Source organism: Streptomyces sp. NPDC048514 (assembly GCF_043199955.1).
GTDB lineage: Bacteria > Actinomycetota > Actinomycetes > Streptomycetales > Streptomycetaceae > Streptomyces.
Map to the genome: position 1 here is coordinate 536,343 of NZ_JBICWT010000005.1, position 14,782 is coordinate 551,124.

Here is a 14,782-nt window from a genome sequence, read left to right on the forward strand (position 1 = left end):
TGCGTCGCTCGCTAGGGTGTGGGGCTGTGATGGCCAGCGAGACCTGTGGGGAAGCCCGTGCGTGAATACCTCCTTACGCTCTGCGTCACGGCCGCGGTGACGTATCTGCTGACAGGGCCGGTACGCAAGTTCGCGATCGTGGCCGGGGCGATGCCGGAGATCCGGGCGCGTGACGTGCACCGGGAACCCACTCCGCGCCTCGGCGGTATCGCGATGTTCTTCGGTCTGTGCGCGGGCCTGCTGGTCGCCGACCACCTGACCAACCTCAACGAGGTCTTCGAGAAGTCGAACGAGCCGCGCGCCCTGCTCTCCGGAGCCGCGCTGATCTGGCTGATCGGTGTCCTGGACGACAAGTTCGAGATCGACGCGCTGATCAAGCTGGGCGGCCAGATGATCGCCGCCGGCGTGATGGTGATGCAGGGTCTGACGATCCTGTGGCTGCCCATCCCGAGCGTCGGCACGGTCGCGCTGACCCAGTGGCAGGGCACCCTGCTGACGGTGGCGCTCGTCGTCATCACGATCAACGCGGTCAACTTCGTGGACGGCCTGGACGGTCTCGCCGCCGGCATGGTGTGCATCGCGGCGGCCGCGTTCTTCATGTACACGTACCGCATCTGGTACTCGTACGGCATCGAGGCGGCCGCGCCCGCGACGCTGTTCGCGGCGATCCTGATGGGCATGTGCCTGGGCTTCCTGCCGCACAACATGCACCCCGCGCGGATCTTCATGGGGGACTCCGGCTCGATGCTGATCGGGCTGGTGCTGGCCGCGGGCGCGATCTCGGTCACCGGGCAGGTCGACCCGGACAGGCTCTTCGACGCCTCCGAGCGCAGCACCGTCCACCAGATGGTGCCGGTGTACATCCCGCTGCTGATGCCGCTGACCATCATCGCCGTGCCGGCCGCCGACCTGGTGCTGGCCATCGTCCGGCGAACCTGGCGGGGCCAGTCCCCGTTCGCAGCGGACCGCGGCCACCTGCACCACCGGCTGCTGGAGATCGGCCACTCGCACAGCCGGGCCGTACTGATCATGTACTTCTGGTCGGCGCTGATCGGCTTCGGGGCGCTGGCGTACTCGGTCAACTCGGCGTCGATGTGGATCGTGCTGGGCGTGGTCTTCCTCAGCGCCGTCGGCCTCGTCCTGCTGCTGCTCCCGCGCTTCACCCCGCGGGTCCCGGTGTGGGCACAGCGCTTCGTACCCCCGCGTTACCGCAGGCGCCGGGGCACGGCCGAGGAGGCGCTCGCCGTGGGGACGGCCGCGGAGGCCGCCGGGCCGGGGGGCGCGGAGGCCGCCGCGGACGGGGCCGCGGGGACGGAGGGACGGGCGCCCGTCACCGCGGGTTACCCGGGCGTCAACGGGGCGACCGCGATCGGTCCCCGTTCGCGTTTCGTGGACCGTCACTGAGACGGCCAAGGTAAGAATCTGACTAGAGCATTGCCAACTCGTGGGGGAGCAAAGCGCCCTAATACCAGACAAGAGGGCGCGGTTCCTGCACAGACGTGCACTGTCACTCTCATGTGTGACAGCAAGCACACCCACCAGGTAAAGACCTCATCAAATAGTTTGTGATACGGTTCACGAGAACCCCGGATAGAGCCGAAGGACCCGAGTGCGAAGGTCCATTGGTGTGAGGTCTCGATCACTCAGCCCGGGACTACGCTCGTCCATGACGACACCCTGCCCCCTGTGAAAGCGGAGTTGCCGCCATGCCGTCCAATGACGCCCGGATCCTGGCTCAGGCCGCCGTACCCACGGCTGTCGTCGGCGCGATCGCCGCCGTCGTCAGCGGCGTGGTCGCCGGCGGCAAGGGAGCCATCGGAGCCGTCGTCGCGACGCTGGTCGTGATCCTGTTCATGGGGCTCGGTCTCTACGCCCTGCAGCGCACCGCCAAGTCACTGCCGCACCTGTTCCAGGCCATGGGCCTGATGCTCTATGCGGCGCAGATCCTGCTGTTGTTCGTGTTCATGGCCGCGTTCAAGCACACGACGCTGTTCAACCCCAAGGCTTTCGCGTTCACGCTCCTCGCCGGCACCCTCGCCTGGATCGCCGCGCAGACGCGTGCGCACATGAAGTCGAAGATCCTCTACGTCGAACCCGAACCGAGCTCGTCCGCCACCGGCGAAAAGTCCCACAAGTCGGGGCACTCGTCGTGAGAGGTAGGGCCGGGATAAAGGCACATGAGAGATCCTGCTATCGTCCGGTGCCAACTGCGGCATCGCGGGCGCGGGCATCTGAGCTGACGCCTGCTCAATCGCGAGGCGAGATGCCCCCCAGCCGCCCCCACATCCGTAACACCAGTCCCGTGCCGAACCGCGGCCACGCGCCGCGCCGACACAACGAGGTTGCCGTACCTATGCGCCACGCTGAAGGAGCCCGCGGTGAGTGCTGACCCGACGCAGGTGCTCGCCTTCGAGACCGACTGCCACATCTTCAACGGCTGTGGCTTCCCGGCTCCCGGCCTGCACTCGTTCCTGTTCAAGCCCCTCTGGGGCGACGGCGACAGCAACGTGTACTTCAACAAGACGATGCTGCTGGCGCTGCTGGGCTCGATCATCATCGTCGGCTTCTTCTGGGCCGCCTTCCGTAAGCCGAAGGTCGTCCCCGGCAAGCTGCAGATGGTCGCCGAGTCCGGCTACGACTTCATCCGTCGGGGTGTCGTCTACGAGACCATCGGCAAGAAGGAAGGCGAGAAGTACGTCCCGCTGGTCGTCTCGCTGTTCTTCTTCATCTGGATGATGAACCTGTGGTCGATCGTTCCGGTCGCCCAGTTCCCGGTGACGTCGATCATCTCGTACCCGCTGGTCCTCGCGCTGATCGTCTACGTCCTGTGGGTCTCGCTGACCTTCAAGCGCCACGGCTTCGTAGGCTTCTTCAAGAACGTCACCGGCTACGACAAGTCGCTGGGTGCGGTGCTGCCGCTCGCCATGCTCATCGAGTTCTTCTCGAACCTGCTGGTGCGGCCCTTCACCCACGCGGTCCGGCTCTTCGCCAACATGTTCGCCGGGCACACCCTGCTGCTGCTCTTCACGATCGCCAGCTGGTACCTGCTGAACGGCATCGGCATCGCCTACGCCGGCGTCAGCTTCATCATGACCATCGTGATGACGGCCTTCGAGCTCTTCATCCAGGCACTGCAGGCGTACGTCTTCGTCCTGCTGACGTGCACCTACATCCAGGGCGCCCTCGCCGAGCACCACTGAGCGCCCACACCACCTCCCTGTGATCGTCCGGTGGCCAACCCCCACCGGTCCGTAAAGAAGAAGGAAGAATCGGCATGTCCGCTCTCCAGACCCTTGCTGCCGACGGCGTCACCGGCTCCCTCGGCTCCATCGGCTACGGCCTCGCGGCCATCGGTCCCGGCGTCGGCGTCGGCATCATCTTCGGTAACGGCACCCAGGCTCTGGCCCGCCAGCCCGAGGCCGCCGGTCTGATCCGTGCCAACCAGATCCTCGGCTTCGCCTTCTGTGAGGCGCTCGCCCTGATCGGCCTGGTCATGCCGTTCGTCTACGGCCCCTGATCCAGCGATCAGCGAACGCCACCTAGACGAAAGGCATTGACATGAGCCAGCTGCTCAACCTGGCGGCCGAGAGCGGCGAGAACCCTCTCATTCCGCCGATCCCCGAGCTTGTCATCGGCCTGCTCGCCTTCGTCATCGTCTTCGGCTTCCTCGCCAAGAAGCTCCTCCCGAACATCAACAAGGTTCTGGAAGAGCGTCGCGAAGCCATCGAGGGCGGTATCGAAAAGGCCGAGGCCGCGCAGACCGAGGCCCAGAGCGTCCTCGAGCAGTACAAGGCCCAGCTCGCCGAGGCCCGGCACGAGGCCGCGCGCCTGCGCCAGGAGGCGCAGGAGCAGGGTGCGTCGCTCATCGCCGAGATGCGGGCCGAGGGCCAGCGTCAGCGCGAGGAGATCGTCGCCGCCGGTCACGCGCAGATCGAGGCCGACCGCAAGGCCGCCGCGTCGGCGCTGCGCCAGGACGTGGGCAAGCTCGCCACCGACCTGGCCGGCAAGCTGGTCGGCGAGTCCCTCGAGGACCACGCCCGGCAGAGCCGTGTGATCGACCGCTTCCTCGGCGAGCTCGAGGAGAAGGCCGAGGCCACGCGATGAACGGAGCGAGCCGCGAGGCACTGGCAGCCGCACGTGAGCGCCTCGACGCGCTGACGGACTCCACGTCCGTGGACGCCGCGCAGCTCGCCGACGAGCTGGCGGCCGTCACCGCGCTGCTCGATCGCGAGGCCGGTCTGCGTCGGGTCCTCACCGACCCGGCGCAGCCCGGAGACGCCAAGGCGGAGCTGGTCCGGCGTCTGATCGGTGGCCAGGTCGGCGGTGCGACCGCGGACCTGGTGTCCGGGCTGGCCCGCGCCCGCTGGTCGCAGTCCCGCGACCTGGTGGACGCGCTCGAGGAGCTGGCGAACATCGCGGACCTCACGGTCGCGGAGAAGACGAGCACGCTCGACGACGTCGAGGACGAGCTGTTCCGGTTCGGCCGGATCGTCTCCTCCAGCACCGAGCTGCGCGCCGCGCTGACCGACCGTGCCGCCGGCAAGCCGGCCAAGACCGAGCTGCTGCACCGGCTGCTCGGCGGGCGTGCCAAGCCGGTCACCGAGCGTCTGGTGACGCGCCTCGTCACCGCGCCGCGTGGACGTAGCCTGGAGTCGGGACTGGAGTCCCTGTCCAGGCTCGCCGCGGAGCGCCGGGACCGCATGGTCGCCGTCGTCACCTCGGCGGTGCCGCTGAGCGACGGACAGAAGCAGCGCCTCGGCGCCGCCCTGACCAAGCTCTACGGTCGTCGGATGCACCTCAACCTCGACGTGGACCCCGAGGTCCTCGGCGGGATCCGGGTGCAGGTCGGTGACGAGGTCATCAACGGCTCCCTCGCGGACCGGCTGGACGAGGCCGCTCGCCGCATGGCGAGCTAGCAGCAACTCGATACTTCGAAAAAAGCAGTACGTACTTACGACGGCCCGGTTGGGCCGTGCAGAGGATTCACCTCCTGATGGGGGGAGTCCCCATCCCCCCAAGTGAAACTTCGGGCCCAACAAGGAGAGCAGGGAACCCAGATGGCGGAGCTCACGATCCGGCCGGAGGAGATCCGGGACGCGCTGGAGAACTTCGTCCAGTCGTACAAGCCGGACGCGGCCTCGCGCGAGGAGGTCGGTACGGTCACCGTCGCCGGCGACGGCATCGCCAAGATCGAGGGCCTGCCCTCGGCCATGGCGAACGAGCTGCTGAAGTTCGAGGACGGCTCCCTCGGTCTCGCGCTGAACCTGGAAGAGCGCGAGATCGGTGCCGTCGTACTCGGCGAGTTCAGCGGCATCGAGGAGGGGCAGCCGGTCACCCGCACCGGTGAGGTCCTCTCCGTCGCGGTCGGCGAGGGCTACCTCGGCCGCGTCGTCGACCCGCTCGGCAACCCGATCGACGGCCTCGGCGAGATCGAGACGTCCGGGCGCCGCGCCCTCGAGCTGCAGGCCCCCACGGTCATGCAGCGCAAGTCGGTGCACGAGCCGATGGAGACGGGCTACAAGGCCGTCGACGCGATGACCCCGGTCGGCCGCGGCCAGCGTCAGCTGATCATCGGTGACCGCCAGACCGGCAAGACCGCCCTGGCCGTCGACACGATCATCAACCAGCGCGACAACTGGCGCTCGGGCGACCCGAAGAAGCAGGTCCGCTGCATCTACGTCGCCATCGGCCAGAAGGGCTCCACCATCGCCGGCGTGCGCCGCGCGCTGGAGGAGAACGGCGCGCTGGAGTACACGACCATCGTCGCCGCCCCGGCGTCCGACCCGGCCGGCTTCAAGTACCTGGCGCCGTACACCGGTTCGGCCATCGGTCAGCAGTGGATGTACGAGGGCAAGCACGTCCTCATCATCTTCGACGACCTGTCGAAGCAGGCCGACGCCTACCGCGCCGTGTCGCTGCTGCTGCGCCGCCCGCCGGGCCGTGAGGCCTACCCGGGTGACGTCTTCTACCTGCACTCCCGCCTGCTGGAGCGCTGCGCCAAGCTCTCCGACGAGATGGGTGCCGGTTCGATGACCGGTCTGCCGATCGTCGAGACCAAGGCCAACGACGTCTCGGCGTTCATCCCGACCAACGTCATCTCCATCACCGACGGCCAGTGCTTCCTGGAGTCGGACCTGTTCAACGCCGGTCAGCGCCCCGCGCTGAACGTCGGTATCTCCGTCTCCCGAGTCGGTGGTTCGGCGCAGCACAAGGCGATGAAGCAGGTGTCCGGCCGTCTGCGTGTCGACCTGGCCCAGTTCCGTGAGCTGGAGGCGTTCGCCGCCTTCGGTTCCGACCTGGACGCCGCGTCGAAGTCGCAGCTGGAGCGCGGTCAGCGCATGGTCGAGCTGCTGAAGCAGGACCAGTACCAGCCGATGTCCACCGAGGACCAGGTCGTCTCCGTCTGGGCCGGCACCACCGGCAAGATGGACGAGGTCCCGGTCGCCGACATCCGCCGCTTCGAGCGCGAGCTGCTGGACTACCTGCACCGCAAGGAGTCGGGCCTGCTGGCCTCCATCCGCGAGGGCGGCAAGATGTCCGACGACACGCTCACGGCCATCGCCGACGCGATCGCGGAGTTCAAGAAGCAGTTCGAGACCTCGGACGGGAAGCTGCTCGGCGAGGACACTCCTGCCGCTGCTTCCAAGTGACGTAAGGAAGGGACCTGACTCATGGGAGCCCAGCTCCGGGTCTACAAGCGTCGCATCCGATCCGTCACCGCGACCAAGAAGATCACCAAGGCGATGGAGATGATCGCCGCCTCGCGCGTCGTCAAGGCGCAGCGCAAGGTGGCGGCCTCCACGCCGTACGCGAGCGAACTGACCCGTGCGGTCACGGCGGTCGGCACGGGTTCGAACACGAAGCACCCGCTCACCACGGAGGCGGAGAACCCGACCCGGGCCGCGGTCCTGCTCCTCACGAGCGACCGTGGTCTGGCCGGCGCCTTCAACTCCAACTCCATCAAGGCCGCGGAGAGGCTGACCGAGCGCCTGGAGCGCGAGGGCAAGCAGGTCGACACGTTCATCGTCGGCCGGCGCGGTGTCGCCCACTACAACTTCCGTGAGCGCAAGATCTCGGAGTCGTGGACGGGCTTCACCGACGAGCCGACCTACGCGGACGCCAAGAAGGTCGCGGCGCCTCTGATCGAGGCCATCGAGAAGGACACGGCCGAGGGTGGTGTGGACGAGCTCCACATCGTCTACACCGAGTTCGTCTCGATGATGACGCAGACCGCGCTCGACGCCCGGCTGCTGCCGCTGCGGCTCGAAGAGGTCGCCGAGGAGGTCGCCCCCAAGGGGGAGATCCTCCCGCTGTACGACTTCGAGCCGTCGGCGGAGGACGTCCTCGACGCTCTGCTGCCGCGCTACGTGGAAAGCCGTATCTACAACGCGCTGCTCCAGTCGGCCGCTTCGAAGCACGCCGCCACGCGGCGCGCGATGAAGTCGGCCACCGACAACGCGGGCGAGCTGATCAACACGCTCTCCCGTCTTGCCAATGCGGCCCGCCAGGCCGAAATCACCCAGGAAATCAGCGAGATCGTCGGTGGCGCGAGCGCCCTCGCCGACGCGACCGCGGGGAGTGACCGCTAATGACCACCACTGTTGAGACCGCGACGGCTACGGGCCGCGTCGCCCGGGTCATCGGCCCGGTCGTCGACGTGGAGTTCCCCGTCGACGCGATGCCGGAGATCTACAACGCCCTTCACGTCGAGGTGGCCGACCCGGCCAACGCCGGCGAGAGGAAGACGCTGACCCTGGAGGTCGCCCAGCACCTGGGTGACGGCCTGGTCCGCACCATCTCCATGCAGCCCACCGACGGCCTGGTCCGCCAGGCCGCGGTCACCGACACCGGCAGCTCCATCACGGTGCCGGTCGGCGACTTCACCAAGGGCAAGGTGTTCAACACCCTCGGTGAGGTGCTGAACGTCGACGAGAAGTACACCGGCGAGCGCTGGGGCATCCACCGCAAGGCGCCGAACTTCGACGAGCTCGAGTCGAAGACCGAGATGTTCGAGACCGGCGTCAAGGTCATCGACCTGCTCACCCCGTACGTCAAGGGTGGCAAGATCGGTCTGTTCGGCGGTGCCGGTGTCGGCAAGACGGTGCTCATCCAGGAGATGATCTACCGCGTCGCCAACAACCACGACGGTGTCTCCGTGTTCGCCGGTGTCGGTGAGCGCACGCGTGAGGGCAACGACCTCATCGAGGAGATGTCGGACTCGGGCGTCATCGACAAGACCGCGCTGGTCTTCGGTCAGATGGACGAGCCCCCGGGCACCCGTCTGCGCGTCGCGCTGGCCGGCCTCACCATGGCCGAGTACTTCCGTGACGTCCAGAAGCAGGACGTGCTGTTCTTCATCGACAACATCTTCCGCTTCACGCAGGCCGGTTCCGAGGTCTCCACGCTGCTCGGCCGTATGCCGTCCGCGGTGGGCTACCAGCCGAACCTGGCCGACGAGATGGGCCTCCTGCAGGAGCGCATCACCTCGACCCGTGGTCACTCGATCACCTCGATGCAGGCGATCTACGTCCCCGCGGACGACCTGACCGACCCGGCCCCGGCCACCACCTTCGCCCACCTCGACGCGACGACGGTGCTCTCCCGTCCGATCTCGGAGAAGGGCATCTACCCGGCCGTGGACCCGCTGGACTCCGTGTCCCGCATCCTGGACCCGCGCTACATCGCCGCGGATCACTACAACGCGGCCATGCGCGTGAAGACGATCCTGCAGAAGTACAAGGACCTCCAGGACATCATCGCGATCCTCGGTATCGACGAGCTGGGCGAGGAGGACAAGCTCGTCGTCCACCGGGCCCGTCGGGTGGAGCGCTTCCTGTCCCAGAACACCCACGTCGCCAAGCAGTTCACCGGCGTGGACGGCTCGGACGTGCCGCTGGACGAGTCGATCGCGGCGTTCAACGCGATCTGCGACGGCGAGTACGACCACTTCCCCGAGCAGGCGTTCTTCATGTGCGGTGGCCTGGAGGACCTCAAGGCCAACGCCAAGGAGCTGGGCGTCTCCTGAGCCTCGTGCTCCCGGTGAGGGGGCGGGTGCGTCCCGCCCCCTCATCCACGCCCTCTAGAATTGACCCCAACACCCGGCACTACCGCCGGGTGGTGACCCGAGGAGCCACCCTTGGCTGCTGAGCTGCACGTCGAGCTGGTCGCCGCCGACCGCCAGGTCTGGTCCGGCGAGGCCACCCTGGTCGTCGCGCGCACCACGTCCGGCGACATCGGCGTCATGCCCGGTCACCAGCCGCTGCTCGGTGTGCTGGAGTCGGGCCCGGTGACCATCCGTACGAGTGATGGTGGAACGGTCGTCGCCGCGGTGCACGGCGGTTTCATCTCGTTCGCGGACGACAAGCTGTCCCTGCTGGCCGAGATCGCCGAGCTGTCGGACGAGATCGATGTCCAGCGCACGGAGCGGGAGCTGGAGCGCGCGAAGGCGGAGGGCGACGCCGCCGCCGAGCGCCGCGCGGATGTCCGCCTGCGTGCGGCGACGTCGCGCTGAATCACCCGCGCGGTACGTTGACGTCACTCAGCCGCGGCCGGCCCGGAGTAATCCGGTGCCGGTCGCGGCTGAGGCGGATGTGGGTGATTTTTCCGTTTCATTACTCAGTCGCAGAAGCAGTTCCCCTACCTAGGAGACGAGGAGGTCGGTGCCGATGGTCCTCGCTCTGACTGTGTGCGGGATCGTGGTCGCGCTCGTGGTGGTGGGGCTGTTCCTGTTCGGACTGCGACGCAGGCTGATCCAGCGCTCCGGCGGGACCTTCGACTGTTCGCTGCGCTGGGACGTGGCCGAGAGGCCGGACTCCGGCGGCAAGGGGTGGAGCTACGGCGTCGCCCGCTACAACGGCGACCGCATCGAGTGGTACCGCGTCTTCTCCTACGCCTTCCGCCCCCGCCGCACCCTGGAGCGTGCCCGGATCGAGGTGGCCGGCCGCCGGCTCCCCGAGGGTGAGGAGGAGCTGGCCCTGCTCTCCGACGCGGTGGTCCTCGTCTGTGTCCATCGGGGCACTCGCATCGAACTGGCCATGAGCGAAGACGCGCTGACCGGATTCCTCGCGTGGCTGGAGGCGGCCCCGCCCGGTCAGCGGGTGAACGTGGCGTGATCACGTTCACCCTCCCCCGGACGGAGTCCGAGGAAGGGTGAAGGGTGTGCGCGGTGCCGTTCGCTCCTACAGGTTGTTGCTGATGGCGCTCACCAGTTCGCCGTTGCCGGTGTCACCGCTGAACTCCCAGAAGAACGCACCGCCGAGTCCCTGGTTCCTGGCCCATGCCATCTTGGTGGCGATGGTGGCCGGGGTGTCGTAGGACCACCAGTTGCTGCCGCAGTGCGCGTAGGCCGTGCCGGCGACGGTGCCGGTGGCCGGGCAGGACGACTTCAGGACCTTGTAGTCCTCGATGCCCTGCTCGTAGGTGCCCGTGGCCGGGCCCGTGGCCGTGCCGCCCGGGGCGTCCTGGGTGACGCCGGTCCAGCCGCGGCCGTAGAAGCCGATGCCGAGGAGCAGCTTCTTCGCGGGGACTCCGGTGGCCTTGTACTTGGCGATCGCGTCGGCGGTGGTGAAGCCGGCCTTCGGGATACCGCTGTACGAGGTGAGCGGGGAGTGCGGGGCGGTCGGGCCCTTGGCGTCCCAGGCGCCGAAGAAGTCGTACGTCATCACGTTGTACCAGTCGACGTACTGGGCGGCGCCCGCGTAGTCCGCGGCCTCGATCTTGCCGCCGGCCGAGCCGTCGGCGGTGACCGCGGCCGTGACCAGGTTGTTCGAGCCGAACTTGGCGCGCAGGGCGGACATCAGGTTCTTGTAGGCGGCCGCTCCGCTGGTGTCGCAGCTCAGCCCGCAGGCGTTCGGGTACTCCCAGTCGATGTCGATGCCGTCGAAGACGTCGGCCCAGCGCGGGTCCTCGACCAGGTTGTAGCAGGACTGGGCGAAGGCGGCCGGGTTGGCCGCGGCCTGGGCGAAGCCGCCGGACCAGGTCCAGCCGCCGAAGGACCAGAGGATCTTGATGTTCGGGTACTTGGCCTTCAGTTCGCGCAGCTGGTTGAAGTTGCCCCGCAGCGGCTGGTCCCAGGTGTCGGCGACCCCGCTGACGGACTGGTCGGCGGTGAACGCCTTGTCGTAGTCGGCGTAGGAGTCGCCGATGGCGCACTGGCCGTTGGTCACGTTGCCGAAGGCGTAGTTGATGTGGGTGATCTTCGCCGCCGAGCCGGACGTCACCAGGTTCTTGACGTTGTAGTTGCGGCCGTAGATGCCCCACTCGGTGAAGTAGCCGAGCTTGACCTTGTCGCCGGTGGGCGGGGGAGTGGTGCCGCCCCCGGTGGTGTGCACGGCGACCGCGCCGCTGGCGGGGCCGGTCTGGTCGGCGGTGTCCCGGGCGCGCACGGTGTAGGAGTAGTCGGTGCCGGCGGTCAGGCCGGTGTCGGTGTACGAGGTCGTCGTCACCGTGGAGACGACCTTGCCGTCGCGCAGGACGTCGTAGTTCTTGACGCCCTTGTCGTCGGTGGCCGCGCTCCAGCCGAGCTTCACCGAGGTGTCGGTGACGCCGGAGGCGGTCGGGGTGCCGGGGGCGGAGGGTGCCGCGTCACCGGGGACCGTCGTGCCGTCGCAGCTGTCGCCGTTGAGCTTGCAGTTGGACGGCGAGCCGGGGCCCGCTCCGTTGAAGCCGAACGAGACGGAGGCGCCGGGGGCGAGGGTGCCGTTGTAGGACTTGTTCTTGGCGGTCCAGTGGGTGCCCGAGCCGGTGACGTCCGCGTCCCACGCCGAGGTGACGGAGGTGCCGGAGGGGAAGTCCCACTCGACGGTCCAGGAGCTGATGCTGGAGGTGCCGGTGTTCTTGACGGTCCACTGACCGCCGAATCCGGTGCCCCAGTCGCTGGCCTTGGTGAAGCTCGCCGTCGCGTTCGTCGCGGCCTGGGCGGGGCCCGCGAGACCGACCAGACCGGCCAGGGGGAGCAACAGGGTCGCGAACCCTGCCGCGGCTCTGTGTCTGAAGCGCATGCTGCGCCTCCCTCTTCGTTGGGGGTGTCGGGGGCATGGCTGAGCCTCCATGCCCACAGTGCTGCGAGAGTAGAAAGGTCTGGACCACAGGTCAATAGGTCTGGACCAATCACTCCCGGCCCCGTCTAGATCCCCAACTCCTGCGCCAGCACGGCGGCTTGGACCCGGCTCCGCAGCTCCAGCTTGGCCAGCAGACGGCTGACGTGCGTCTTCACCGTGCCCTCCGCCATCTCCAGCCGCGCCGCGATCCCGGCGTTGGACAACCCCTCGCCGATGCACGCCAGCACCTCGTGCTCACGCCGGGTGAGCGCCCGCAGCACGGCCGGGTCGGCCCGCGGCCCCCGCACCGGTCCGGCCGCGAACTCGGCGATCAGCCGCCGGGTGACGGCCGGTGCGACGACCCCCTCCCCGCGTGCCACCGTCCGCACCGCCTCCAGCAGATCCCGCGCCTCCGTGCTCTTCAGCAGGAACCCGGCCGCGCCCGCGCGCAGGGCCCCGAACACGTACTCGTCGAGGTCGAAGGTGGTCAGCACCAGGACGTCCGCGAGTCGCTCCGCGACGATCTGCCGGGTCGCCGACACCCCGTCTAGGCGCGGCATCGACACGTCCATCAGCACGAGATCGGGCCGCAGCTCCCGGGCCAGCGCGACCGCCTGCTCGCCGTCTCCCGCCTCGCCGACCACAGCGATGTCGGGCGCGCTGCGCAGGATCAGGACGAGCCCGGCGCGTACGGCCGACTGGTCCTCGGCGACCAGGACGCGGATCACGCGGTGACTCCTTCGGTGAGCGGAAGAGAGGCGTACACGGTCCACAGCGGGCCGTCGGGACCGGCCTCGAAGGCGCCGCCGAGCAGCGCGACCCGCTCCCGCATCCCGGCCAGGCCGGAGCCGGAACCGGGCGCGCGCGGGATGTCGCCGGGCCGGTACGGACTGGTCACCCGGATGTCCAGGGCCGCGTCCCGCTGCCGCAGAACGACCTGGACCCGCCCCCGTGCGGCGTGCTTCAGGGCGTTGGTCAGCGACTCCTGCACGATCCGGTAGGCGGCCAGACCGACGGGGACCGGCACCTCGCCGTGACCGGCGTCGAGGGCGGCGTCCAGGCCGTTCGCCCGTGCGCTGTCGACGAGCGAGGCGAGTCCGCCGAGCGTGGGTGAGGCGGCCGGCTCGTGGTCACCGGAGCCGTCGCGCAGGATGCCGATCAGCCGGCGCATCTCGGCCAGCCCCGCCACGCTGTTCTCCCGGATGACGGTCAGGGCCTGTGTGGAGGTCCCCGGGTCGTCGATGGACAGCGCGGCGGTCGAGTGGATGGCGATCGCCGACAGGTGGTTGGCGACCATGTCGTGCAACTCCCGTGCCATCCGGGCCCGTTCGGAGGTGACCGCCTGGATGCGGTCCGTCTCTGCGAGCAGCGCGGTCTGTTCGGCGCGCAGCCGGGCGGCCTCGGCGGCGTCACGGTGGTTGCGGACCAGCGCGCCGGTGGCGGCCGGCCCGAACGCGACCACCCCGACGCCCACGCCGATGAGCAGGGCCTGCGGGTCCCGCCAGAGCGCGGCCGGTACGACCGCGCCGCCGACCGTCAGCATCCCCGTGATCCTCGGGATCCGGCGGGCGGCGGCGGGGTTTCCGTACAGCACGGCCGCGTAGATCAGGTCGGTGTACAGCACGATCGTGACGATGCTGCCCAGGGTCACCGTGTCCAGCACCAGCGCCGCCGTGCCGATCGGCAGGCCCAGGCGGGGCCGGATCCGGCGCAGCGGCTCGCAGGCGGCCGTCACCGTCAGGGGCAGCAGCGGGGCCCAGGGCGCGTGCCACAGGACGAGGCTGTCCCCGGCGATGCGGGGGTGGACGCCGAGCGCCCAGAGCAGTACCCCGCCGAGCAGTCCGCCCACGGCGATCCGCAGGTCGTCGCGGTGGGGGCGGGGGAGCGCGCGGGCCATGACCCCATCCAACACGTCCCGCGGCCGGCCCGCCTGCACCCGGGGAAGGGTCCGTGGCTGCAACTTTCGCTTACGGCGGGTTCATCTGTGCCGACGAGGTCGCGGGGCCGTGCCGCCGGAACCCTGGAAGGGTGACCGAGAGGAGCGAGTCGTGATCGTCGGATTGATCATCGCCTGTGAGGTGGCGTTCTGGGTACTGCTCGGGGCCGGACTGGCCTTCCGCTACGGGCTGCGGATGCCGCGCACCGGGCTGGCGCTGCTGCTGTGCGAACCGCTGCTGGAGGTCGTGCTGTTCACGATCACCGCGATCGACCTCCGCAACGGCGCCGAGCCCGACTGGCGGCACGGCCTGGCCGCCGTCTACATCGGCTTCACGGTAGGGCTGGGCCACTCCACGATCAAGTGGGCCGACGCCCGGATCGCCCACCGCTTCGCCGGCGGTCCGCCGCCCGTGAAGCCTCCGAGGTACGGCACGGCCCGTGCCGTCCACGAGTGGCGGGTCGCGGGCCGCTGGATCCTGGCGTCCGTGGTCGCCGTGGGCCTGCTCCAGGCGGCCGCCTGGTACGTCGGCGACGACGGCGACACCGGCTCGTTGCGGGCGTGGCAGCTGCGGATGCTGTGGCTGATCGGCATCAACGTGATCATCGCCGTCAGCTACACCCTCTTCCCGAAGCGGGAACCGGGACGCCGACCGGAGCCGGACTCCCGGCGCGAAGGCGCCGGGCGACGCTAGCACCGCCCGCCCCCGCGACCCCCGGGCGAAGGGCCGTGCCCCGCGCCGGCGCTGCCCGCCCGCGCGACCCGGGCCGGGCGAAGGGCCGTACCCTGGCCGGCGGTGAGGAGGGCG

At 69.1% G+C, this 14,782-nt stretch carries 15 protein-coding genes; 12 read left to right on the plus strand and 3 right to left on the minus strand.

Features of this window, described 5'->3' with window-relative positions; translation table 11 throughout:
- The first annotated feature begins 57 nt into the window (after window positions 1-57).
- From ACGFT2_RS14100 to ACGFT2_RS14150, 11 genes are all read left to right on the plus strand, one after another.
- Window positions 58-1,404 carry an MraY family glycosyltransferase gene (locus ACGFT2_RS14100; protein ID WP_393277515.1) on the plus strand — a complete coding sequence of 449 codons (1,347 nt, stop codon included), beginning with the start codon at window positions 58-60 and terminating at the stop codon, window positions 1,402-1,404.
- A gap of 302 nt (window positions 1,405-1,706) precedes the next feature.
- Window positions 1,707-2,153, plus strand: a complete 447-nt coding sequence (locus ACGFT2_RS14105; RefSeq protein ID WP_393277517.1) for a hypothetical protein — start codon at window positions 1,707-1,709, stop codon at window positions 2,151-2,153.
- Between the two features lie 225 nt (window positions 2,154-2,378).
- Complete coding sequence (gene atpB, locus ACGFT2_RS14110) at window positions 2,379-3,200, plus strand: F0F1 ATP synthase subunit A (RefSeq protein WP_393277519.1); 822 nt, start codon at window positions 2,379-2,381, stop codon at window positions 3,198-3,200.
- A 74-nt stretch (window positions 3,201-3,274) separates the two neighbouring features.
- Window positions 3,275-3,517, plus strand: coding sequence for a F0F1 ATP synthase subunit C (locus ACGFT2_RS14115; protein ID WP_388850538.1), 243 nt, complete (start codon window positions 3,275-3,277; stop codon window positions 3,515-3,517).
- Between the two features lie 41 nt (window positions 3,518-3,558).
- Complete coding sequence (locus ACGFT2_RS14120) at window positions 3,559-4,104, plus strand: F0F1 ATP synthase subunit B (protein ID WP_393277521.1); 546 nt, start codon at window positions 3,559-3,561, stop codon at window positions 4,102-4,104.
- On the plus strand, window positions 4,101-4,916 hold the full coding sequence (locus tag ACGFT2_RS14125) for a F0F1 ATP synthase subunit delta (protein WP_393277523.1): 816 nt from the start codon (window positions 4,101-4,103) through the stop codon (window positions 4,914-4,916). Before ACGFT2_RS14120 ends, ACGFT2_RS14125 begins: the two co-directional genes overlap by 4 nt.
- Window positions 4,917-5,057: 141 nt before the next feature.
- Complete coding sequence (gene atpA, locus ACGFT2_RS14130; protein ID WP_393277525.1) at window positions 5,058-6,650, plus strand: F0F1 ATP synthase subunit alpha; 1,593 nt, start codon at window positions 5,058-5,060, stop codon at window positions 6,648-6,650.
- Window positions 6,651-6,671: 21 nt separating this feature from the next.
- A complete protein-coding gene (locus ACGFT2_RS14135; protein WP_393277527.1) occupies window positions 6,672-7,589 on the plus strand; it encodes a F0F1 ATP synthase subunit gamma in 918 nt (305 codons plus the stop codon).
- Window positions 7,589-9,025: a F0F1 ATP synthase subunit beta gene (atpD, locus tag ACGFT2_RS14140; protein WP_393277529.1), complete on the plus strand. Its 1,437-nt coding sequence runs from the start codon at window positions 7,589-7,591 to the stop codon at window positions 9,023-9,025. Before ACGFT2_RS14135 ends, atpD begins: the two co-directional genes overlap by 1 nt.
- A 111-nt stretch (window positions 9,026-9,136) precedes the next feature.
- Complete coding sequence (locus ACGFT2_RS14145; RefSeq protein ID WP_353601191.1) at window positions 9,137-9,511, plus strand: F0F1 ATP synthase subunit epsilon; 375 nt, start codon at window positions 9,137-9,139, stop codon at window positions 9,509-9,511.
- A 154-nt stretch (window positions 9,512-9,665) separates the two neighbouring features.
- Window positions 9,666-10,112, plus strand: coding sequence for a DUF2550 domain-containing protein (locus ACGFT2_RS14150; protein ID WP_393277531.1), 447 nt, complete (start codon window positions 9,666-9,668; stop codon window positions 10,110-10,112).
- A 66-nt stretch (window positions 10,113-10,178) separates the two neighbouring features.
- Here ACGFT2_RS14150 and ACGFT2_RS14155 read toward each other — a convergent pair whose 3' ends face one another.
- From ACGFT2_RS14155 to ACGFT2_RS14165, 3 genes are all read right to left on the minus strand, one after another.
- Window positions 10,179-11,999 (minus strand): glycosyl hydrolase family 18 protein, encoded by a 1,821-nt coding sequence (locus ACGFT2_RS14155; RefSeq protein ID WP_393277533.1) that lies wholly within the window; start codon window positions 11,997-11,999, stop codon window positions 10,179-10,181.
- A 125-nt stretch (window positions 12,000-12,124) separates the two neighbouring features.
- Window positions 12,125-12,766 (minus strand): response regulator, encoded by a 642-nt coding sequence (locus tag ACGFT2_RS14160; protein ID WP_393277535.1) that lies wholly within the window; start codon window positions 12,764-12,766, stop codon window positions 12,125-12,127.
- Window positions 12,763-13,935, minus strand: coding sequence for a sensor histidine kinase (locus tag ACGFT2_RS14165; RefSeq protein ID WP_393277537.1), 1,173 nt, complete (start codon window positions 13,933-13,935; stop codon window positions 12,763-12,765). The genes ACGFT2_RS14160 and ACGFT2_RS14165 overlap by 4 nt, the downstream gene beginning before the upstream one ends.
- A 151-nt stretch (window positions 13,936-14,086) precedes the next feature.
- Here ACGFT2_RS14165 and ACGFT2_RS14170 point away from each other — a divergent pair, with 151 nt between their 5' ends.
- Window positions 14,087-14,668, plus strand: a complete 582-nt coding sequence (locus tag ACGFT2_RS14170) for a hypothetical protein (RefSeq protein ID WP_393277539.1) — start codon at window positions 14,087-14,089, stop codon at window positions 14,666-14,668.
- Window positions 14,669-14,782: the final 114 nt, after the last annotated feature.